This is a genomic window from Singulisphaera acidiphila DSM 18658, assembly GCF_000242455.2.
Lineage (GTDB): Bacteria > Planctomycetota > Planctomycetia > Isosphaerales > Isosphaeraceae > Singulisphaera > Singulisphaera acidiphila.
In genome coordinates this window covers 2,761,397-2,783,212 of record NC_019892.1, presented here as the reverse complement: position 1 = coordinate 2,783,212, position 21,816 = coordinate 2,761,397, and the positions used below count along the sequence as shown (strand labels likewise).

Annotated in this window: 19 protein-coding genes; 13 read left to right on the top strand and 6 right to left on the bottom strand. The window is 59.9% G+C overall.

What is annotated here, in order from left to right:
- The first annotated feature begins 206 nt into the window (after window positions 1–206).
- The 5 genes from SINAC_RS11130 (at window position 207) to SINAC_RS11110 (ending at window position 6,383) form a co-directional block, all read left to right on the top strand.
- On the top strand, window positions 207–1,358 hold the full coding sequence (locus SINAC_RS11130) for an FkbM family methyltransferase (RefSeq protein ID WP_020467636.1): 1,152 nt from the start codon (window positions 207–209) through the stop codon (window positions 1,356–1,358).
- Between the two features lie 160 nt (window positions 1,359–1,518).
- Window positions 1,519–2,934: an MBOAT family O-acyltransferase gene (locus SINAC_RS11125; protein WP_015245735.1), complete on the top strand. Its 1,416-nt coding sequence runs from the start codon at window positions 1,519–1,521 to the stop codon at window positions 2,932–2,934.
- A 19-nt stretch (window positions 2,935–2,953) separates the two neighbouring features.
- Complete coding sequence (locus SINAC_RS11120) at window positions 2,954–4,093, top strand: hypothetical protein (protein ID WP_015245734.1); 1,140 nt, start codon at window positions 2,954–2,956, stop codon at window positions 4,091–4,093.
- 227 nt (window positions 4,094–4,320) lie between these two features.
- Window positions 4,321–5,232, top strand: coding sequence for a hypothetical protein (locus tag SINAC_RS11115; RefSeq protein ID WP_154673945.1), 912 nt, complete (start codon window positions 4,321–4,323; stop codon window positions 5,230–5,232).
- Window positions 5,229–6,383 (top strand): hypothetical protein, encoded by a 1,155-nt coding sequence (locus tag SINAC_RS11110; protein WP_015245732.1) that lies wholly within the window; start codon window positions 5,229–5,231, stop codon window positions 6,381–6,383. Before SINAC_RS11115 ends, SINAC_RS11110 begins: the two co-directional genes overlap by 4 nt.
- A gap of 380 nt (window positions 6,384–6,763) precedes the next feature.
- Here the strand turns inward: SINAC_RS11110 and SINAC_RS11105 are convergent, their stop codons facing one another.
- Window positions 6,764–7,054, bottom strand: a complete 291-nt coding sequence (locus SINAC_RS11105) for a hypothetical protein (RefSeq protein ID WP_015245731.1) — start codon at window positions 7,052–7,054, stop codon at window positions 6,764–6,766.
- A 63-nt stretch (window positions 7,055–7,117) separates the two neighbouring features.
- A complete protein-coding gene (locus SINAC_RS11100) occupies window positions 7,118–9,625 on the bottom strand; it encodes a glycosyltransferase (protein WP_015245730.1) in 2,508 nt (835 codons plus the stop codon).
- A gap of 233 nt (window positions 9,626–9,858) precedes the next feature.
- Here SINAC_RS11100 and prpB point away from each other — a divergent pair, with 233 nt between their 5' ends.
- The 3 genes from prpB (at window position 9,859) to SINAC_RS11085 (ending at window position 13,961) form a co-directional block, all read left to right on the top strand.
- Window positions 9,859–10,740 carry a methylisocitrate lyase gene (gene prpB / locus SINAC_RS11095; protein ID WP_015245729.1) on the top strand — a complete coding sequence of 294 codons (882 nt, stop codon included), beginning with the start codon at window positions 9,859–9,861 and terminating at the stop codon, window positions 10,738–10,740.
- Window positions 10,741–11,487: 747 nt separating this feature from the next.
- Window positions 11,488–13,041 carry a ribonuclease Y gene (gene rny / locus SINAC_RS11090; protein ID WP_015245727.1) on the top strand — a complete coding sequence of 518 codons (1,554 nt, stop codon included), beginning with the start codon at window positions 11,488–11,490 and terminating at the stop codon, window positions 13,039–13,041.
- 107 nt (window positions 13,042–13,148) lie between these two features.
- Window positions 13,149–13,961 (top strand): TIGR00282 family metallophosphoesterase, encoded by an 813-nt coding sequence (locus SINAC_RS11085; RefSeq protein WP_015245726.1) that lies wholly within the window; start codon window positions 13,149–13,151, stop codon window positions 13,959–13,961.
- 133 nt (window positions 13,962–14,094) lie between these two features.
- Here SINAC_RS11085 and SINAC_RS11080 read toward each other — a convergent pair whose 3' ends face one another.
- From SINAC_RS11080 to SINAC_RS11070, 3 genes are all read right to left on the bottom strand, one after another.
- Window positions 14,095–15,078, bottom strand: coding sequence for a phosphotransferase enzyme family protein (locus tag SINAC_RS11080; protein ID WP_157579425.1), 984 nt, complete (start codon window positions 15,076–15,078; stop codon window positions 14,095–14,097).
- A 4-nt stretch (window positions 15,079–15,082) separates the two neighbouring features.
- Entirely contained in the window at window positions 15,083–15,850 is a 768-nt protein-coding gene (locus tag SINAC_RS11075) for a lysophospholipid acyltransferase family protein (protein ID WP_015245724.1), read from the bottom strand.
- 197 nt (window positions 15,851–16,047) lie between these two features.
- A complete protein-coding gene (locus SINAC_RS11070) occupies window positions 16,048–16,704 on the bottom strand; it encodes a PEP-CTERM sorting domain-containing protein (protein ID WP_390553813.1) in 657 nt (218 codons plus the stop codon).
- A gap of 262 nt (window positions 16,705–16,966) precedes the next feature.
- Here SINAC_RS11070 and SINAC_RS39785 point away from each other — a divergent pair, with 262 nt between their 5' ends.
- Together SINAC_RS39785 and SINAC_RS11065 are read left to right on the top strand one after the other, a co-directional pair.
- Window positions 16,967–17,212: a hypothetical protein gene (locus tag SINAC_RS39785; protein WP_154673943.1), complete on the top strand. Its 246-nt coding sequence runs from the start codon at window positions 16,967–16,969 to the stop codon at window positions 17,210–17,212.
- Between the two features lie 515 nt (window positions 17,213–17,727).
- Window positions 17,728–18,111 (top strand): hypothetical protein, encoded by a 384-nt coding sequence (locus SINAC_RS11065; RefSeq protein WP_015245722.1) that lies wholly within the window; start codon window positions 17,728–17,730, stop codon window positions 18,109–18,111.
- Window positions 18,112–18,231: 120 nt separating this feature from the next.
- Here SINAC_RS11065 and SINAC_RS11060 read toward each other — a convergent pair whose 3' ends face one another.
- A complete protein-coding gene (locus tag SINAC_RS11060) occupies window positions 18,232–19,098 on the bottom strand; it encodes a fumarylacetoacetate hydrolase family protein (protein ID WP_237722922.1) in 867 nt (288 codons plus the stop codon).
- Between the two features lie 208 nt (window positions 19,099–19,306).
- On the opposite strand from SINAC_RS11060, the gene SINAC_RS11055 reads away from it, so the two are divergent.
- From SINAC_RS11055 to SINAC_RS11045, 3 genes are read left to right on the top strand one after another with little or no spacing between them, the layout of a single operon-like run.
- The gene (locus SINAC_RS11055) at window positions 19,307–20,560 is read left to right on the top strand and encodes a beta-ketoacyl-[acyl-carrier-protein] synthase family protein (RefSeq protein WP_015245720.1); all 1,254 of its coding nucleotides are present in this window, start codon (window positions 19,307–19,309) and stop codon (window positions 20,558–20,560) included.
- A complete protein-coding gene (locus SINAC_RS11050; protein WP_015245719.1) occupies window positions 20,557–20,814 on the top strand; it encodes an acyl carrier protein in 258 nt (85 codons plus the stop codon). Before SINAC_RS11055 ends, SINAC_RS11050 begins: the two co-directional genes overlap by 4 nt.
- 49 nt (window positions 20,815–20,863) lie before the next feature.
- Complete coding sequence (locus SINAC_RS11045; protein ID WP_015245718.1) at window positions 20,864–21,793, top strand: lysophospholipid acyltransferase family protein; 930 nt, start codon at window positions 20,864–20,866, stop codon at window positions 21,791–21,793.
- The last annotated feature ends 23 nt before the right edge of the window (window positions 21,794–21,816 follow it).

The following is a 21,816-nucleotide window of genomic DNA, read 5'->3' as shown; positions in this document are numbered from 1 at the left end:
CTTTTCAGGGGCGAGCGGGGAGCGTAAGCTCCCTGTCCCTCCACGTTTCTGAATGCTTCTTCGAGGGGGCGTTCCCCCTGGTCAATGGTGAATCGGAATTGTGGAAAACCGCCCGATGGGGTAAGACACCGAGCGAGTCGCCCAAGAATTGTCATAACGACCCAATCAAAGGATCGGACGACTCCCTCGGCGTAGCGAGCTCATTCATGGACGAATGCTCAGGGCGGACGAACCTGTCTCAATCATCCGAAACGACCGGCTTCCGCGTCATTGACCGAATCGAGGTGCAACCTGGGCTCACCTTCTCGGCGGTGATCGACTCCGCTGCATCCGACGCGATCAGTCAAGGCCTTGCGGCGGGTCGTTTTCCGGCTTCGACCCGGCCTGCGATTGAATATTTGCAGGCGTCGACGCCGCGTGGTGGGCGTGTTCTCGACCTTGGAACTCATGTCGGCACTTTCACGCTCGCGGCGGCGGCGCTTGGATATGAGGTCATCGGTGTTGAAGCCTCGCCGCAAAACGTCTCACTCTTAAGAGCGAGCCTTCAACATAACGGGTTCGATCGCGTCCAGCTCGTCAACGCGGCGGTCAGCGATCGCCCGGGGACACTCGAGTTTTCGCAGGCGGGCCCGTACGGTCATGTGGGGGCCCCCGATGCAGGCCAAACTTCGGTGTCCGTCCCCGCGTTGAGTATCGATGACCTCATGGCGGAACGAGGCTGGGATCGGGTCGACTTTCTCAAGATGGATATTGAGGGTTCAGAGATCGCCGGCCTCAAGGGAATGCCACGGCTGCTGTCGGCCCCTGATGCACCAACGATCTTCGTGGAGTCGAATGGGCACACGCTGCGATTCTTCGACGAGTCTCCCGCTCATTTGAAAGCGATCCTGACAGGTTATGGCTACCGAAGCTTCCTCATCGAGCTTGGTCGGCTCTGTCCGGTTCAACCGGACGACTTTCAGCCGATCACCTGTGTCGACTATCTGGCCTTGAAACGATCGACGCCAGTCTTGGATGTGTGCCGGGTCGACCGACCGCTCACGTTCCGGGAACTCGTGGTCCGCATTATCCACTCGGCCCATTCGTCACACGACTCCGAGCGACTCTATATTGCCAACGCGCTTACAACGGCGTCCTCGGAGATTCTCGGATCGAAGCGGGTCCATCAGGTGGTGGAGTTGCTCCGTCAGGACCCGTGCAAAGACGTCCGTTTGGCCGCCGCTGCGATTGCACTTCAGCCCGGGCGGACGGATTGGTGGGGCGGCTGGCACCGAGGGGTCGAAGCCATCCGAACGCCTTTCCTTTCAAGAATCCGCAGGACACGTAACCCAACGAATTCGACCACGGATCACGGTTGAGCACCCGATGATTCTCCAACGTTCAGTGAAGGGGCAGGGTCGGTCCTGCCGATTCAAACGGTTGGAATACGCGACGCTCGGGCGTTTTTCGATCGCTTGGATAGGCGATTGATCTCCATTCAACGGCAAGGCCAGTGCTCCTCAAGGACGAGGATGAAGCATGCTTTTTAATACGTTCCATTTCGCGTACTTCTTCGCGATCCTCCTGCCGCTTTACTGGGTCCTTCCTCACAAGCCGCAGAACTATCTGCTCTTGGCTGCGAGTTATTACTTTTACTCGTGCTGGGATCCGCGGTTCTTGTCGCTCCTCCTCCTCTCGACGGCGATGGATTACGCCTGTGGACTGGCCGTCGACCGTATCGAGACACCACGAAAACGCAAACTATTCGTGGCGATCAGCATGGTGTTAAACCTTGGCATGCTTGGCTACTTCAAATATTACAATTTCTTTGCCGAAAGCCTTCAGGACGCATTAGCTCGAGGTGGCATCTCGGTTCCCTTGGCTCAGTTGAACGTGGTCTTGCCGATCGGCATCTCCTTCTATACGTTCCAGTCGATGAGTTACGTCATCGACGTCTACCGACGCGACATCAAACCGACGAGAAACTTCATCGAGTTCGCCGCCTTCGTCTCGTTCTTCCCTCACCTGGTCGCCGGGCCGATCATGCGTCCGACAACGCTGTTGCCCCAAATCGAGAAACCTCGGCGATTCAACCTTCAGCAGTTTTACGAGGGGATCTACCTGATTTTCTGGGGTCTGACCAAGAAGGTCGTCGTCGCCGACAACCTCGCGACCATCGTGACGGATCTGTTCAACCGGTGGGAAACCATCGATGGCGGTCTGGCTATGATTGCGATCTATGCGTTTGCCTTCCAGATCTACTGCGACTTCTCAGGGTATACCGACGCCGCACGCGGAATCGCCAAATGCCTGGGGATTGAGCTGGCCCTCAACTTCAACCTCCCCTACTTCGCCACCAGCCCGCAAGACTTCTGGAGCCGCTGGCATATCAGTCTTTCCACCTGGTTGCGTGACTACCTCTACATTCCTTTGGGGGGAAGCCGGGGCGGTCAGTTCAAGCTTTATCGTAACTTGATGTTGACCATGATCATCGGCGGGCTCTGGCACGGGGCGGCCTGGACCTTCGTGCTCTGGGGCTTTTACCAAGGTCTCTTACTGGTTGCTCACCGGCTGGCGCGTCCGCTCCTGGACCGTGTTCGCCCAACGGATTTGATCGACCGCGCCTGCTGGAAGGCGTTGCGAATCTTCGTCACCTTCCACCTTGTCTGCCTCGGCTGGTTGATCTTCCGCGCCAGTTCCATCGCTCAGGTCAGAGGCATGCTCGGGGCCATCGTTTACAGGCCAGCCATTCCTGCCTCTGCATATATCCTTCCGGTCTCGGTCTGTATTCTCCCCCTCCTGCTCGTCCAGATCGTCCAGTTCCTCTCGAAGGACCTTGATGTCGTCTTCCGAACCCCCTGGTACGTCCGCAGCGTCTTCTACACGGTCTGCTTCTATGCGTTCGTCTTGGCCGGGAACTTCGGCGGCAGCCAGTTTATTTACTTCCAGTTCTGACCGGAATGAGAGAACCGAAATGCCCATGCCGCCACTTCGCCAGCGCGGCTCGGTCATACCGGGCGGTCTGCTGGGGATGCTCATCCTGTTCGCGGTAATCGAGGTCCACATCGCGAAACATACTCTCGACTTCACCCGGTCCGACTACTGGGATTGGAGATTGACCGGCAGGTATGCGAAGCATTCTACACCTGGTTGCCAGGTCCTCTGCTTTGGAACAAGCCGAATTCAGCAGTCGATCGTGCCAAAGGTGATTGAGCACCAGAGCGGATTGAAGGCCTGGAATTTGGGACTCTGTTGGGGGCAAGCTCCGGCCACCTACTTCCTCCTGAAACGAGCGCTCGAGGCGGGCGCAAAGCCGACCTCGATCCTCGTCGAATATCATCCGACCACCCTGAGCGAAGATCCGTGGAGCGCGAAGGGCTTCTGGCCCGACCTGTTGAATTTCCAGGAGTCGGTCGACCTCGGTTGGTCCGGCCGCGATGCCACGTTCCTTGCATCAACGGTCCTCGCTCACAATGTCCCGTCGGTCAAGGATCGGTCACACATCCAGACCATGGTCCTGGAAGCCCTTGCCGGCAGAAACGCCACCATGTGCGCGTCCACGCTCACCTCAATGCGCAATCGGAACATTAACCGAGGCGCGTTTGTCATGCCAGGTGACGTCGGCTTTCAGGGCAAAGTCGGCGAGAATTACCAAGCGGCCTTCTTCGGTAAGCCTTGGTCTTGCACGTCATTGAACGCCTCTTATATCCGGCGATTCCTTGAGCTGGCGAGTGCGCGGAATATCCAGATTTACTGGGTTCTGCCCCCTTTCGCCCCCGAGCTTCAGGAGAAGCGAGAGCAGTCGGATAATGTCGCGCTCTATACGACATTCGTGCGCCAATGGATGGCTGCATTCCCGAATCTAATCGTCCTGGACGCGGAACACTCGAACTTTGCTGCGAAGGTTTTTTACGACGCCTCCCACCTCGATCGAGAAGGAGCTCTCGCGCTCAGTGCTATGGTCGGGAACCAACTCCGATCCGTGCAAGGGCAACCTCCCAAGGATCGATGGGTCACGCTTCCGCAGTATCAAGCGTGGCGGCCTGCTTTTGAAGTCGAGGATGTATTCATGACACAAGCTTATCTCCAGAAACATGGGACCTTCCGGCGATGATATCGCCCACTCTCGCTCGAATCGCCGGAAGAGTTCCGCGCGGGCTGCTCGGGATGATCGGGATGATCATTCTAATCGAGTCTATAATTTCCTATCATCATCTTGATTTCACTCGCTTTTATATTCATGACTGGAAAGCGATCGGGAGTACGGTTCGGCTGCGATCACCTGATTGCTCACTCCTCTGCTTTGGTGATAGCCTTGTGAAATTCGGGGTCTTGCCGCGAGTGATTCAGGATCGAACCGATGCGCGGGTGTATAACATGTCGCTCTGCGGCGGTCAGGCCGCCTCGAGTTATTTCCTGCTTCGCCGGGCGATCGAGGCGAAGGCGAGACCGTCCACTGTGCTTGTTGACTATGCTCCTCATCTCCTGATGGCCGGACCAAGCCACAACATGCGCCAATGGCCCGAGCTCTTGAGTCTGAGCGAAGGCGTCGAACTCGGCTTGGCCGCGAAACACGCGGGGTTCTGCGCGGAGCTGGCACTGCGGTGGATCTTTCCTTCCATGAAAGACCGGGATGAGGTACGGAGCGGTATTCTGGCAGCATTCCGGGGAAGGCCCGCCTCTCGGCGAGACGAGGTCCTGGCTCATTGCCAGATCTGGGAGGACAATCTGGGGGCTGAACTTCATCCTGACCGGTCATCGTTTGATGACGAAGTCGATCTCTCCAATCCCAGCTACTTTCCCCGCAACTGGTCGTGCCATAAGGTTAACGAATATTATATCCATCGATTCTTAGAACTTGCTGCCTCGAATAATGTCCAGGTTGTCTGGCTCCTGCCCCCTGTCGCTCCCAAATTCCAGGCTCACCGTGATGAGTTGGGCCTGGAGGCGAGATACGCGTCATTTTTAAAACCGTTGATAACAGAGTATCCGAACCTCACGGTGTTTGATGCTCGGTATTCAGGGTATGATTCGTCGCTCTTTGTCGACCCCCTTCATCTGAGTCGTCGCGGTGCGGACGCCTTCAGCCGAGAGATCGCCACCGCCTTGGCGACAATCGGCGCGGTGGCCTCCCCTTCCGACCGTTGGGCCCAGTTGCCGGACATTCGTTCAGGAATCGCCTGGAGCCTCATGAACGAACGTCCGAATTCGAGCGTTGCTCTTCGCTTGCCAATCAAAGGACATCGACAATGAACGATGTGCCCCGGAATGACCGGCGTGGCTCAGTTCCTGTTGGCTTGCTGGGAATGGTCGTCCTGATCATGACGATCGAGCTCGGTGTCATGCGCGGCAACCTTGATTTCATGGACAACGTTGCCGTGAGCTGGAAATACACGGGGAAGATCGTCAAGCGAAAGGCCAAGGGGAACTCGCTCCTCTGCTTTGGCGATAGTATGTTGAAGTTCGGTCTCATGCCCCGGGTACTTACCGAAGGCACGGGGCAAAAGTCGTATAGCCTCGCTGTTTTGTGTGGATCAGCACCGTCGAGTTACTTCTTGCTCCGACGGGCCCTGGACAGCGGAGCTCGTCCGTCCGCGGTCGTCGTCGATTACGCGCGGTTGATCTTGGGAGACGGCCCTGCCTCGGAGTCTCGGCCCTTTCCTTGGGTCGAACTCCTCAAACCGCGCGAGGCGGCCGAACTCTGTTGGACGGCTAAAGATCCGAATCTGGTGACTTCGATCGGACTTCGCTGGGTGTTGCATTCGGTCAGACAACGGCAGGAGATCAGGACCCACGTGGTCGCCATGTTGAGTGGGAAGCCAACCGGTCAACGCGACGTGGCCCCCGCGCTCTGGCGGAACTGGAATACGAACGAGGGGGGGCAAGCGAATCCCAAGGCTGAGCCTTTTGAGGATATCGTCATTCCCGAGAGCCACCCGATCAAGCCTGGTACATGGTGCTGCGATCCGGTGAATGAAACGTACGTTCGCAAATTCATCGAGCTCGCTCAAAGCCACCACATCAAAGTCTATTGGATGCTGCCACCGAGCACGCCTGGAACTTTCTCACATTGGGTTCATAGCGGCGACGAACAATTGTACATCGATTTCGTCCGCAAGCAGCAGAGCCAGTACCCAAATCTGTTCGTTCTCGACGCCCGCGATTGCGGTTACGAGAAGTCGGTGTTCGTCGATGGGGTCCATCTCGATCGGGACGGTGCCGCTGCCTTGAGCGCAGGGGTTGCACAGGCTCTTCGCCACTCGATGTCCGAAGCGGGAGTGGAGCATGCTAAATGGGTCAAAATTTCGACTTTTGATGACGTAAAGTCACGTGTCGCTATCGAGGATGTTACGGAATCGCGCCTGGCTTTGAAGGCAGCGATGGGACAGCGGAAGCGGCGATAACTGCGAACGTTCCCATAACCTTACGGTGGTTGAACCCTTGGGGGCCGATTGGGGGAAGGCTCTCCGCGCGGGAGCCGGAGACTTCCTGATTTGGCGATTGGCAACGAATTTGTTGAATCGCAGTGACTGATTTTTTATAAAAACACACTGAAGTTATGCTTAAAACAGCAAAAACTCATTGACCGTGTTGAAAGCGTGGATGCGGAGGCGGGGAAAGAGAATTCAGAGCACAAGCCAGGTGGAAGGGATCGGAGTTCGCTTGCCAGGTAGGCATCAACCTCCCATTTCGCGATGTGGTGGCTGGCTAAAGCCTCCTCGGCACGCCTGAAAAAAAAAGGGAGCTTGCGCTCCCCGTTTGACGGTTCGTGTCGCCCCAAGTCCTAGCCGGCCCGTAGCTTTTCGGCGGGAGCGATCTCGCCAGCGATCGCCAGCTTCTCTGACTCCGGCGCGAGTTCCTCAACCGTCTGCTGGAGGTAATCAACCTGCCGTTGGAGACGGACGAGTTCGCGGACGACGTGCTCCATGAGCGTGTTCGTCTCGTCGGAGAGGAGTTGCTCGGTAGGGCGAAGGCAGCGGGAGAGATAGCTCTCGAACTTGTGCAGAAATGGCCGACGGATCGGCAATGTTCCGCGCCAGAGTGCTTTTGCGACTTTCTTCACGAGTCGTTTCATGAATTCACCTGGATCAACGATTCCCGAGGGGAAGTGCGGGATCGCCCCGCACTGTCCGAGATTTCAGGCGATGATGGCCCTGCCGGAACGCCTCAGGCGCGCCTCACGGAAGGTCTTTCCTGCTGAGGCAAGTTGCCTGTGGGAGCGTTCGATCGCCTCGACGTATTGCGCAGCCACGCGAGGCCATTCGTGATGTTCGAGGCAATGCTTCCACGCGGCTTCGCCCAACCGCTTTCGCTCGACCTGGTTGCTCGCCAGATCGAAGAGGGCCCGACGCAAGCCGTCGATCCCTTCGGTCTCCCAGCGCACCTTGCGAACCACCTCAGCAGGGTAGTCCGAGAAGGTTGCCACGTCGGTGACGATCGTCGGGACCCCAGCGGCCAGCATGTTGAGCAACGCCCCTGAAGTTTCGCCATTGGTCGGTGGCAGCCGCAGGTTGACCCCAAGGTCGGTCACCGCGATCAAGTCGGTGAAATTGCTCCAAGGTTGGCGACCCAGGAACCGGACGCGATCGAGGAGCCCGAGGGCCGCGGCCTGCCGGCGAGCAATCCCGCCATCGGCATCTTCGCCGACGAACAAGAACATCGCCTTCTCATTGGCCCTTGCCACCGCCTGGAATGCGTCGAGCGCCTCGGGATTCATTTTATCGGGATGAATGAAACCGAAGCTGGCGACGATGAGAGCATCCTGCGGCAGGTCGAACCGCGTGCGGATGGCCGCCTTCTCCGACTCGGAGGGGAGCCTCGGCCAGATCCCGTGAGGGATGACCATCGTTCGTTCGGCATGTTCAGGTCGAGTGGCTTCCACCTGGGCCAAGCACCACGGCGAGTGAACGACGACCAAGTTGGGTGTGTCGAACATCCGGCGGTTGAGATACCACCCGCGTTTGGCGCATTCTCTCGCCACGACTTCCCAATCCCAGTCCACGCTCTTGAGCACCGACCGGATCTCGTCCTCGTGTTCGGGATACCAGTGGAGGAGCTCGTTGCGAATGTATTCTCGCTCCATCCCCCGGGAGTGCCCATAGTGGAGATGGAATCCGGCCAGGCAGAAGTCGTGGAGTGTGGCGACTCCGGGATGACGGAGCATCGTCTCATAGAGGTAACTATGATAACGGGAGTTGCCCATTTGATAGACGATCGCATGATAGTCTTTCGTCCCCGCGTAGAGGCCGAAGACGCGCGCGTCGATGCACTCGAACTCGTCGGATGCGAGCGCAAGATCGGGGCGATACCCGATGTCGTGGAACAGGTCGATCTTGTACGTTTTCTTCAGCTCATTGAGCAGGAAAACGGAATAGTCGGAGATCCCCGACTTGCGCGGAGGGAGCGGCGAGAAGTAGGCGATCCGGGGGCGATTCGCATGGGCCCGATCGATCCGGATCCGCGGCAGTGCTCGTCGACGGCCCAGGCTTTCCACGGCTTTGGCAGCCCGTTCGGCCGTCAAGTCCCAGCTGAACTGCTGCGACTGAACCGAGGCACGATCCCGAAGTGTCTGCGCAAGTTCGGGGTTCGCGAGGATTCGCTCCAATTTCTCGGCGATGTCACTGGCGTCGCTGACGTTGGCGAGCAGTCCGGCGTCGCCGACGACCTCGATCTGCGACGAGTTGTTTCCCGCGATCACAGGGGCACCGCACTGCATCGCTTCCAGCAGCGGGAGTCCGAAGCCTTCGTAAAAGGAGGGGAGCACAAACGCGGAGCAGCGCTGGTAGAGAATCCGTAGCGTCTCGTCGCTTACCTCGTTGGTCCAGATGAAGTCTTCAACGCCATGCTCTTTGGCGTATTCGCGAACCTCGGCGATCTCCCAGGCGCCCGACGAGAACGTGAGCACAAGCTGATACTGGTGCTTGAGCTTTTCGTCCAGCCTGCCGAACGCGTCGATCAAGCCTCGCGTGTTCTTGCGGTCGACCAGTCCACCCACGTTCAGGACGTAGGGCTTGGTGATCCCGAGGCCCTGCAGGACGGCGGCCGATGGTCCGGTGAGTGCCGGTGAAGGATCAGGCACGAAGAATTTTCGGTCGCAGCCGGCGCCGATCGAGACAACCCGCTGCTCGGGGATATTTAGAGTCGTAAGGATATCCTGGCGGGTCGCGTCGGAGATGGCGAGGAGAAGATCGTACCCTCGCAATGCTTCGAGACTGCGATAGTAGCGCATCAGGATCGGGTCGTAGGCGTTCTCAGCGGGGAAGAGGAACGGAATCAAGTCGTAAACGACCGCCGCCATCTTCAAGCCGTTGAGCGGAGGAGCCGGTGGGCAATAGTTGTCCCACGGCTCGAAGGGGCTCAGGACCAGGAGGAGATCGAGGCTGTCAGGGTTGGTCCGCACCAACCGGTCCATCCGCTGGGTGACCGTTCCGCCATCCGACTCGGAGGTCTGCCCGATGATGCGGACCGTGGCACCCTTCGCCTCAGGGATTCTCTCGGCCGAGAGCGATTCATAGACGTAGAAAACGAACTCGTGTCCGTCATCTCTGGCCAAGAGCGACGACACCAGATTGATGCCGTAGCGACCGATGCCGCGGTGGCCGTGATGGGGGGACTGCACCCCGAGCATGTCGACGCCGATTCTCACGGGAACGACCTCCTTGTCGTTTCATGCCTCATCATGAGGCACCGATCGCGGAAGTTATCCCTATGGCAGTTTCACGTCAACACCAAGACGCCATGATCGGCGCCTCCGCCGCCACCTCATGACGTTCCACGAGAATTGACCACGCCCCTCGCTTCGATACGATAATTCATGGTCGCTGGGCTCCCTACACTTTGTTGGATCCGTCCTGACGTCCGAGAACTCGAGGAACCCTCATGCCTTCTCCTGGTGCTCGATTACGTGCGGCGTGGGTGGAACAGCCGATTGCCATTCCCGGAGCCTTCAACGCCCTGACAGCGAAACTCGCGGAACGGCTTGGCTTTGCCGCAGTCTACCTGTCAGGCGGAGCGCTCTCGGCAGGGTGGGCGGGGCTCCCGGACATCGGTCTCCTGTCCCTCACTGAGTTTGTGGAGCAGGCTGCTGTGATCGCCCGTGCGACCTCACTGCCGTTGCTCTGCGACGCCGACACCGGGTTCGGAGAGGCGATCAACGTGGTGCGCACCATCCAACTTTTCGAGCAGGCAGGAGTCGCGGGGGTCCACCTCGAAGATCAGGTCCTCCCCAAGCGGTGCGGCCACCTTTCGGGAAAGGCCTTGGTCGAGACCAGCGCCATGACCGCGAAGATCCGCGCGGCCGTCGAGGCCCGGCGCGACCCCGACTTCGTCATCATCGCCCGGACCGACGCTCGATCGGTCGAAGGGTTCGACGCTGCCATCGATCGGGCTCGCGCCTACCGGGCGGCCGGTGCCGACATGATCTTTCCGGAAGCCCTGGAATCGCCTGAGGAGTTCGCTCAGTTTGCCGAACGGGTCGAGGGACCAAAGATCGCCAACATGACCGAGTTCGGTCGCAGCCCTTTGCTCACGCTCGACGAGTTGGGGGGGCTGGGATACCAGGCCGCGCTCTTCCCGCTCACGGCGTTCCGAGCGGCGATGCGCGCCGTTGAACTCACGCTTGTGGAGCTTCGCAATGCGGGCACTCAGCGCGGAATCGTCGACCAGATGCAGACCCGCGCAGAGCTCTATGAGCTGCTCGGATACACGAACTGGGAGCAACGCGATCGCGCCTACTTCACTGAGACGCCGACCGAGTCCTAGCAAATCTCTGGCCGCGGGATGATTGACCCCTTCAACCGTTCTGATACATTGGATGAGAGTCCTCGGAATGGTCACGTTTCGAGGTTTGGAATCGGTCTGTCACTTCCTGACGGCTTTGTTATTTGGGTAGTCCAGGGAAGCTAAGGCCGAACTTGTTGTTAGATTTGACTTTCGGTCGCGTGGTCTAAGCAATTCCCTATCCGGCGGAAGCGGGATTCGGCGTGGCTGGCCGGCGCTGAAGACGACACTCCACCCCCATTTCTCAACGCGAGGGCCGGCGATGCTGACGAGTTTCGCTTTATGGCTGGTCTCGACGCTTATTGAGACGGCGGTCGCCGGGACCGTTGGGTGCCAGGGCTTCGGCATCACCTTCGCCCGCGTCATTGGACGTGGGTGCCATGGTGTTGAAGGTTGGCTTCGGGGATTAGGACAGTACGGGAACAGCAGTTTTCCGACCGGGCGTTCTCCCCTGGTCGCGATGACGAGGGTCACGGCTCATTTGCCGCGGCGCTGTACGGCCGTGCTCTGGAACGCTCTCGGTCACCGAGAGGGATCTGGGGGCGGTTCTTTAGCTAGTCTCGACGACCCTCTTGGGTTGGGCAGTCCTCGTTGGAGCCGGTTTGAGTCGTTGACGGCGTAGGTGCCAGCTGCTTCGGAAGTGCTTTCGCTCTGGATCCCGCCCTTTCCGGCCGGGGATACGGCAGCGCGTCGAAAGACTTCCTTGAAGTGGAAAGGCGAGGCGCCGACGTGAACGAGGCGACCATAGGCCTGATCGGAATGATTCTCGGGGTCGCCGCCGGGCTGTCGGGGGCTCTCATCGTCACCCGGCAACGCGCCAAGACGGCTCGCGGAGGAGCCGAAGTCATCCTTGCCAATGCGCGGCGCGAGGCCGAGACCATTCGCAAAGAGGCGGATTTGCAGTCGAAGGAGGAAGCCCTCCGACGCCGCGAAGCGATCGATTCGGAAGCCGAAGAGGTCCGCAGAGGATTTCGCGACCAAGAGAAAAGATTCGAGAAACGGGCCGATCTGCTGGACCAGAAGCTTGATCTCATCAATAAAAAAGAGCGAGACTTCGAGAACGTTCAGCGCTATCTGGCCGAGCAGCAGGAAGAGCTCACTCGCCGCAATCTCGAGGTCAAGCAAACCTTGACCGACCAGCGTGACGTGCTCCACCGCGTTTCCCAACTCGGTCCCGACGAGGCGCGTGCGCTCCTGCTCAAACGCCTCGACACGGAGATGCGGCATGAGGTTGGCGGCCTGATCCTCAAGCACGAGCAAATGCTTCGCGAGACCTGCCAACAAAAGGCACGCGAGGTCCTGGCCACGGCCATCCAGCGTTATGCGGCCTCGCATACCGCCGAGACCACCGTGAGCACGGTCGATATCCCGAGCGATGATATGAAGGGACGGATCATCGGCCGCGAAGGCCGCAATATCCGCGCCTTCGAGAAGGCGACCGGGGTCGATGTCATCGTCGATGATACGCCGGGCATCGTCATCGTGACCGGCTTCGACAACATCAGACGCGAGATCGCCAAGCTGTCGCTTGAGAAGTTGATCATGGACGGTCGGATCCATCCGACTCGGATCGAGGAGATCGTCAAGGAGACCCAGGAGGAGATGGAGCAGCACATCCGCCAGCTTGGTCAGGCGGCCGCTCAAGAGGCGAACGTGCCCGCGCTCCATGAACGGTTGCTCGACCTCCTGGGCCGGTTGAAGTTCCGCACCAGCTATTCCCAGAACGTCTTGCAGCACTCGCTTGAGGTGGCTTACCTGACCGGCTTGATGGCGGAAGAGATCGGGCTCGATGGCGCTCTCGGACGGCGCTGCGGCTTGCTGCACGATATCGGCAAAGCGGCCGATCACGAGATGGAGGGGGGACACCCCGTCATCGGCGCGGAACTGACGAAACGGTATGGTGAACGGCCCGAAGTCGTCCACGCGGCTCTCGGTCATCACGACGATCTGAGGCCCGAGACCCCCTACACCGTTCTGGTTGCTGCGGCCGACGCGGTCAGTGCAAGTCGACCGGGGGCGCGACGCGAAACGCTGGATAAATATGTCCGTCGCCTTGAGGATCTCGAGGCCCTCGCCTGCGGCTTCCCCGGCGTGGAGCAGGCCTATGCAATCCAGGCGGGACGGGAGATCCGGGTGATCGCCGATAGCCAGCAGCTCGGTGATGAGGCGGCCGCCAAGCTCTGCCGCGACATCGCGAAAGCCGTTCAACAGCAATTGACCTACCCCGGCGAAGTCAAGGTGACGGTCTTACGTGAGACTCGAAGCGTCGAGTTCGCACGCTAGGCCGATTCGCCACAGGTAGGGCAAACGCAGCTGTTGGAATCCACTGCATCTCGAACCCAAATCCCTCACGGGCGAGAGTTCGACGAGTTCAAGAAGGTCGAAATCCCATGCCCTTGAAAATTCTGTTCATCGGTGACGTGGTCGGATCGCCGGGCCGAAAGATCGTCAGCCAGCTCCTCCCACGCTTGATCCACCGCTGGGATCTCGGGCTCGTGATCTGCAACGCCGAGAATGCAGCGGGCGGCTCGGGGCTGACCATCAAGTGTCACGAGGAACTGGTTGAGGCGGGAGTCGACGTCTTCACCTTGGGTGACCATGTCTACCGCAAGGACGAGGTGTTTACCCTGTTCGAACGTACCGACCGCCTGCTCAGGCCGGCGAACTTTCCCCTCGACTCCCCGGGCGAAGAGGCGGCCGTCGTCCAGGCCAAGGACGGAACCATGGTTGGCGTCTTTACCCTCCTGGGACGAACCTTCATGCGTCCGGTCGATTGTACGCTCCGCGCGGCCGATCGCGTCCTGGATCGTCTCGGCCCGCTTGCGAAGGTCATCGTGGTCGACATCCACGCCGAAGCGACCAGTGACAAGCAACTGCTGGGACGCTACCTCGACGGCCGCGTGTCCGCTGTCCTGGGAACGCATACCCACGTCGTTACGGCCGACGAGCGCATTCTCCCTCGTGGCACGGCGTACCAGACCGACGTCGGGATGACGGGTCCTCATGATTCGATCCTCGGACGCCGTTACGACCGAGTCCTCGCAGCCAACCTGAGCTTCGTGCCGCACTACTTCGAGGTTGCCACCGGCGACCCTCGTCTCAACGGTGCGCTTCTCGAGGTCGATCCCGAGACGGGTGAAGCGCTCTCGATCAAACGCATCGCGATCGACCAAGACGAAGCCCTAAAGCTCATGACCAACTGAGCGTGAGGATTGTTTTTCTTTGATTTTCTTATGGGTTGCCACTGCCAAACTAAACCCGTGGCACCCAGGGTCCGCAAACAATTCGAGAGAAGACGATATCCAATTTCTTAGCTCATTTTTGCCGCCATTGCATTCAGCGAAGCTCGGCGGCAATGTGGCTAAGCAATCGCACCAACCCACGTTCGATCCCCCGGCCGACGGCGTTCGGGTCTTCGAACCGACGCTTCTCCAGAAAGTGCCAACGCACCCAGTGGCCCGCTCCCAGGAGAGCGGCCGACGCGTCGAACGCATCGATCAACTCACCCTCGGAACCGTCAAGCGGGCGAATTGCCGAATAGGCGTTCAAGGCCTCGGCCCGCGCCCAGCGATCTCCTTCCACCCATTCGGCTAGCAGCCGGGCCAGATCGCCCGAGACGACATCGACTCGCATCGCTCCAAAGTCGATGAGGCCTGTCAGCCGCGTTCCCTCGAACAGCAGGTGATCGGAACGAACGTCGCGCAAACAGGGCTGAAGCCGGCATGTCGCGGCGGCTGCCTGCTTGATCTGGTTGAAGTAACGAGGGGTGATACGCCGAGCGACGTTCAACCAACGAAGTGCATCGTCGCTTGCCGCGTCCGTGGAGGCGTTTGCCACGGCCTCTTGAAGGATGTCGAAGCCGCCTGACATCAATGCCCTGATCTCACTCAGACGATGCCCCAGCCCAGGGCTCGAACCAAACCTCGACTGCGCACTCAGCGCCTGGTGAAACGAGGCCAAAGCCGCGAAACCGGCGAAGAGTCGGCCACGGTCGGGCGGCCGTTCGCTCGCAGCCGATCCGGGCATCCAGGGGGAGACGTCCCAGAGCCGGCCGCCTTGCTCCCGGAAGGTTCTCCCCATCCGATCTCGGACCGGAACGGGAACAAAGCCGAGAGATTCCGCCATGAATACCCACTCATGGATCTGGCTCAGGTGGGCTACGTCCGTCCCATCCGCCGGCCAGGCGCGGGCAACGAGCGGGCCTTGTCCCGACGGATATTGCCAGAGACTGACGCCGCTGTTCCCGCCGGCATTGCCCAGGGCCTCAGGTTCGGCCGTCGGTCGAGCGATCGCCGGATAGTGGTCCAGGACAGAGTGCAAGTCATCAAGGGTCATTGTCTCGCCGATCGGCCGTATTGCCGAGCGCATCGTCCTCGGAGAGAAGTTGCTTTTGGAGGGTGCGGATCGCATCCATCAAGCGTTCGGTAACCGTCGTGAGCACGGTCCGATCGAAAGGAGGTGCGCTGGGCATGTCTGACAGGTCGACAGGCGGACCAAAGATGACGCGTGAGTGCGAAGGGGTGGACAACGACTTCCAGACCTCGTTCGTTGCCGGCGTGCCGCAGATGAATGCGGGAATGACCGGAACCTGTGCATGAAGCGCCAGGAATGCCACGCCCTGCCTTCCGGGTCCAAGGTCGCGCCCCGAGGTCGGCAGGATCCGTCCCTCAGGGAAGACCGGCACGACTTTTCCTTGCTCGAGGGCTCGAAGCGCCGCCCGGGTTGCTGCGAGATCCTGACCATCTCGTCGCACCGGGATGCAGCCAAGCAGCACGCAGATCGGCCTGAGCGCCCGGTTTTCAAAGTATTCTCGGGCGATCATGAACCCGAGAACTCTCCGGCAGCCCGCCTGGAGTAACATGTGATCGACCGAGCAGGTGTGATTGGCGATCAGGAGCGCGGGGCCTCGCTCTGGCAAGAGGCACCGATTCTCCAACTGGAGCCGATGCCAGAATCCGCAATAGAGCCGATTGAGCCAATCGAGGGGACGAAGCAGACCGGAAATCTCCGGCCGGACCGAGGACGTGGGCATGAGGATCCAGGGCCCCGCCAAGACGGCCGCCGTTAGGGACAGCAAGAGACCAGGATTCATCCGAACGTCTCACCAGCGTCTGCTACGATCACGGATTCGCGTTTCGGTCCGGTCGTGGCTGGAGAAACAAGGCCAGCGTCACCGGGCGTCACGTCGAAGCCCAAGTTCATGGATACCGTAATCAAGGACTGAGGGTCAAGTGGATCGCGTGCAGAGGGGGGTTGGGAAGCGACGGACATGAGGACGAGGTCGCAAACTCAATTCGCTTTCCGGCGAAGCTGGCGACGGCGGTAAACGGCAGCGGCCGACACGGCCAGGCCCCAGACAGCCCAGGTGGCGGGTTCCGGAACGGGTGCAGCCAGAATTTCCAGATCACCGTCAAGCTGAAGCCCACTCGTGAATCCATTGGAGTTCGGAGCGAACGCTCTCGCCTTGATATCGGCGATCGCCGCGTCACTGAACCGTGTCGACGGGCTCGTCAGCATTTCCCATTTGGCGGATGCAGCATCCAGGAATTCACCCGACTGATCATCATGACCACTGACACCAAAGGCGTGCATTAACTCATGCGATACATTGTGAGCCACGGCCCATTCGAGATCGTTGAGCGAGTCACCATAGGAAAGTTTATCGATGAAGCTGAAACCGTTACTGCCAACGTTGGTGATTCCAATCGCGTTCGGGTTCGGGCCATAGGAAGTCCCGGAGACAACACTCAAGGTATGATTGGTAGGAATATTGGGGTCGAGGGTAATCTTGGGGGCAAGTCCGCCGCTCAATTGGAAGGTTTGATTGACGTGATCGAGGACAGCGTTGGTGAATTCGGCTTGCTGCTGAGGATTGGGAGCTTGACCACCGAAGTATTTCTCGACCACCGGGCTCGTAAACCAGGGCTGTGCTCCGCCCGTGGTCATCACGTCGGCTTCCGGGTAAGGCCCATTGCTAAAGTTCAAGTAGGCGTCGGCCACTCCACCGGGAGGAATCGAGCTTGAGAACCTGGAGACAGAGGCGGTCTGCGGAGGAGTCGGAGGCGGGGTGAAGACCGGGGGGGGGACAGCAACAGGCGTTGGAGGAGGGGCGGGAGCCGCAAGAGGCATAACGGAACGGGCCAAGGTGGGAGTAACCGAGTTGCCGCCCGACGACCAGAACGACCAGGAGCCTTCACCATTGGAGATCATGGGTTCTGCAAGGGCCATCGAGCCCGAAACACCCAAGATCAAGACGCTCAAGATCAACGTCTTCACTGCGGACATGGCGAACCTCCTGTTCGTCGGCCCCGAAGACGCCATCATGGCGTCATCATCAACTCGGCCGGAATCCAACCCCCTCTTCGGATCCCTGATTGCTCGGCGAGGTGTTAGCTGCTTTGCAATCCGGAGTGCGGGGCGTCCGTGGAAGAGCAAGAGAGATGCCGAAGCCTGATAAAACGCTGGAAACTCTGCTTCTCCGCTCAATCGGCTTTGCGAGCGAGAACACAAAAGACTACAGAGTTGAGAGATACGAAGAGTGGTTACTTTTCGACTTGGAACGGCGAATCCAACGCGTGGGCGCGTGTAAAAGGTCCATAACGGGAAACTTTTACAACTTGTCCGTAAAAATGAGCACAAACGGAAGAAGTTACCCAACAGGATGGGGACCTGTGAGCGGCGGATTCGCGTGAGCCGATCACGGGGCATTTTGAGGAAACCCGGATCGATCCGGATGGAATGATTTCACTGATGGGTTCTGGATTGGTATGGAACCAAGTGAGGAATCGATTTTTCATTGCGGCAAGGGATTTTCCTAGCTATACTCCTCCCCGGTAGCTCCAGTAGGTGGGCCGATGCGTCGACTGTGTGGTTTTCGTACACGCACAGGCCCGGAAATATCCAAAGATCCGGAACTGCACCCATTTGCACGACGAACGGCCGCCGGGCGGCAATCTAAGGAGTAATGCAGTGAAGCTTTCTTGCAAGATTTGGACCGCATTCTCTGGCCTGACTCTCTCGCTGGCCTTGCTGAGCGGCTGCACTCAGGAAGAAGCCGCTCCCGATGCGGCGGCCGCTCCCGCTGCTGACTCAGCGGCTCCCGCGACCGCTCCCGGCGAAGGCGCTCCGGCCGCCACGGAACCCGCCGCCACGCCCGAACCTGGCCCGGCTCTTGAAGTGACCCCTCCCGGCAAGCCTGAAGAGCTCACGCCCGCCCCGGCCGAAGTGCCCGCCGAAAAGCCCGCTGACGCTCCCGCCGAGAAGCCCGCTGACGTTCCTGCCGAAAAGCCTGCCGACGCTCCCGCCGAGAAGCCCGCTGACGCTCCTGCCGACGCCCCCGCCGAGAAGAAGTAAACGATTCGCTCGTAGTATCACTCTTGAGATTCATCATGGCCGTCTTCCTTTTTCATGAGGAATGACGGCCATGCTCATTTCTTGGGAATCTGGCACCTCGACTCGCCCGACATTTTCGCGTCAGGCAGGTCGTGACGACTGAGTCGCGGGATTGACGAGTGAACCGATCCCATCGATCTCAATCCGAACGAGATCACCTTCGGTCAGGCTGAATTCGTCAGGGGGGACAATTCCGGTTCCCGTGAGAAGGATCACACCGTCCGGGAAGCGATTGTCCCGACCAAGCCAGTCGATCAGTTCTTCGAACCGGCGGCCCATACGCTCCAGTGAGGTGCGTCCCTCGAAGATGACCGCTTGATTGCGCTCGATCGTGAGTCGGATCTCAACCTCGTTCTTGGGGGGCATGGCTGAGGCCAAGGTGATCCAAGGACCAAGGGCGCAAGAGGCGTCGTAGACCTTCGCCTGGGGAAGATAGAGGGGGTTCTCTCCTTCAATGTCGCGAGCACTCACATCATTGCCGACGGTGTACCCGACGAGGCGAAGGTCAGGTGTAAGGACCAGAGCCAGCTCCGGTTCGGGAACGCACCAACGCGTATCGGCTCGGACGCGGATGGGCGAACCTGGACCGACAACTCGGCTGGGCGTGGCCTTGAAGAAAAGTTCCGGCCGCTCTGCGCGGTAAACCAAGTCGTAGAATGATCCCCCCTGCTCCGACTCTTCTTGTCGAGCCACCTTACTCCGTTCGTAAGTGACCCCCGCCCCCCATACCTCGTGGGCATCCAATGGGGCCAGGAGGCGAACGCGCTCGAGTGGAAGATCAGCTCCGGCTCGGTCCGCGAGTTCCCGGATTCGAGCTTCCGGATCCGGCAATTGAAGCAGCTCACTCAAGAACGAGACGCCAGAACCGAGCGGCACGATGCGCTCTCCGTGCACAAGCCCCACGGCTGGGGTCGAATCGGTTTCCGAAAGAAACTTGGCGATGCGCATGAGCCTTGGTTCCCAAAGGATGCCAACCACGATCACGACGACGAGCTTCCTTTCCATAATCGAGCTGGGCACTTCGGTCAACGACGACTTCGACGAAAAAAAGAATCAAGTCTTGGGCGGTTTCGTCCGATCGATCGTTTTATACGGAGTTGTTTCGCCGCTCGATCGTTTGACAGATCGGGGGCGAAACCTCGCGCAGGAGGCGCGGATGTCGGAACGGATAGTCGTTGTCGGACACTCGGCGATCACCTGTCTCGGTCGTGACCTCGGCACGACCTGGGACGGCCTAGTGAGCGGCCGTTCCGGTCTCGCCCGCCACTCGGTGCTAACCCCTGAGTCATTCCTCCAGGATGTGGGGGGTATCGTCGAGGACTTCGGCCCCGGATCTTCCAGTGAAGATCCGGCCGTTGCGAAGTTAGGTGCGCGCTTTATCCACCTGTCATTGGCTGCGGCCCGAGCGGCCTGGTCGGACGCCGGTCTGGATGGCGATCGCGTTGACCCCGAACGGGTTGCCGTGGTTGTCGGCTCGGCCTTGGGCGGGCAGGACTTGCTCGACACTGAGCAGGCCCGGATGGCGAAACGGCGCAGCCTCGCGATTAGCCCGTTTGTGATTCCAGGGCTGATCATCAATCAGGCGGCGGGCCAGGTCGCGCAACACCTCGGGCTCAACGGGCCGAGCGTGGCTCCCGCGAATGCCTGCGCCTCGGGGGGACACGCGATTGCTCTCGGTGCGATGTTCCTTCGAGCGGGCGAGGCGGACTTTGCACTGTGTGGAGCGGGTGAAAGCACCTTTACGCCACCGGTCGTCAACGGCTTCGCGACGATGAAAGCGCTCCTCCCTCGGCGGGCGGACGATCGGTCAACGACCGACCCCGGCCAATCCAGCCGGCCGTTCAGCGTGGATCGCGCCGGCTTCGTCCTCGCGGAAGGGGCGGGCATGGTTACGCTCGCCACCGAATCCGCCGCGAATCGGCTCGGCCTCACGATCCAGGCGGAATACGTGGGACACGCCCTGAATACCGATGGGTTTCATGTCTCACTCCCTTCCAAGGAAAAGATCATCCGCTGTTTGACGACCGCACTCAGGCAAGCGGACGTCCGGCCGGACGAGATCGACTACTACAACGCGCACGGCACGAGCACGATCATGAACGACCGGATCGAGACCGAGGTGGTCAAGACGGTCTTCGGCGAGGCGGCCAGCAAGCTCCCGGTCAGCTCAATCAAAGGAGCGATCGGTCATAGCCTGGGTGCGGCCTCTGCCATTGAGGCGGCTGTCTGCGTCCGTGCTCTCCTTGAACAAATGATTCCGCCCACGATTAACCATATTCCCGACCCTGAACTTGACCTCGACTACGTGCCCGGCGAAGCACGTGCGGCTCGCCTCGATACCGTCATGACGGCCTCGTTCGGCTTTGGCGGCACGAACAACGCGTTGATTTTTCGGAGATGGAACCGATGAACGATTCGAACCTCTTGGCTGAAATCACCTCAATCGTGCGCCAGGCCGGCCGGATTCCGAACCAATTGGTGGTCACGGCCGAGTCGCGAATGGTCGAAGACTTGAATATCGACTCGCTCGACCTCGTCAACGTGGTCCTCAAGGTCCAGGATCATTTTGACGTTGTCATTGATGACGAAGATATGCCAAACTTGCGACGCGTATCTGACCTGGCGGCGTTCGTTGCCGAGCGTCGTGGGTCGGCCGCCGCTTGACGGCAGGTCATTGCCGTACTCGGAAATCGCCCGGGGAAGGGAGTCCCTCATGGAGCGACGGATGCTCAACGTTCGCAAGCACCTGCTGCGAACGATCTTGCCCGTCTTCAGGTATCTGCCTTTGCCACTCGCGTCAAGGATGGTCGCGGGGATCGGCCGGACCGAATATCACCTGATGTCGAAGCTCCGCGTTGCCTACCGCGAGGCGGTCGGCCGCGCCCGGGAGACTCTCGGTTGTGACTGGGACATCGACTCGGTCAGTCTCGACCTTGCAGGCAATCAGGTCTGGTGGCGAACGCGCGACCTGCTGCTGGATGGGGTGCCCGACAGCCGCGCGGAACCGATGTTCCTGGTCAGCGGCCGTGAACTCCTCGACTCGGCTCTCGAGCAAGGGAAAGGGGTGATCCTTCTCACCAGCCATTATGGCGGGCATCTGCTCCCCGCGCACTGGCTGGCGCGTCGGGGTTACACCCTGCGCTTCTTCATGGAGCGCCCTCGGCACGTCTCGAAGTTCCTCGAACGCCAGTTCGCGAGCGAAGGGCCGCTCGCCCAGGACAAGCTTTTCATTTCGCGCAAAGGGAACGCGACCGGCTCTGCAGGGTCGATCCTGCGGGCCTCACGCGCCCTCGGTGCCGGGATGATCCTTTATCTCGCGGGCGATGTGCGCTGGTCTGGGGCCCATACGCAGCAGGCGTCGTTCCTCGGCCAGAAACATCAGTTCTCGGCGACCTGGGTCAACCTCGCCGCGATGACCGGCGCGCCTGTGGTCCCCATTTTCTGCCACATGCAGCCGCAGGGTCGGTATCACATGGAGTTTCACCCGTCGTTCCAGATTCCCAACGACGCTCTCCACGACGGCCAGAGCCAGGTTTGGGTGCAGAAGTTCTTGTCGCTGCTCGAGCAGGAGGTGCGTCTCCACCCCGCCAACAGCAACGAATACTTCTTCTGGCCGACCGACGATGCAGAAGTCGCCGCCTAATCGCACGTTTGTTTGAGGTGAAG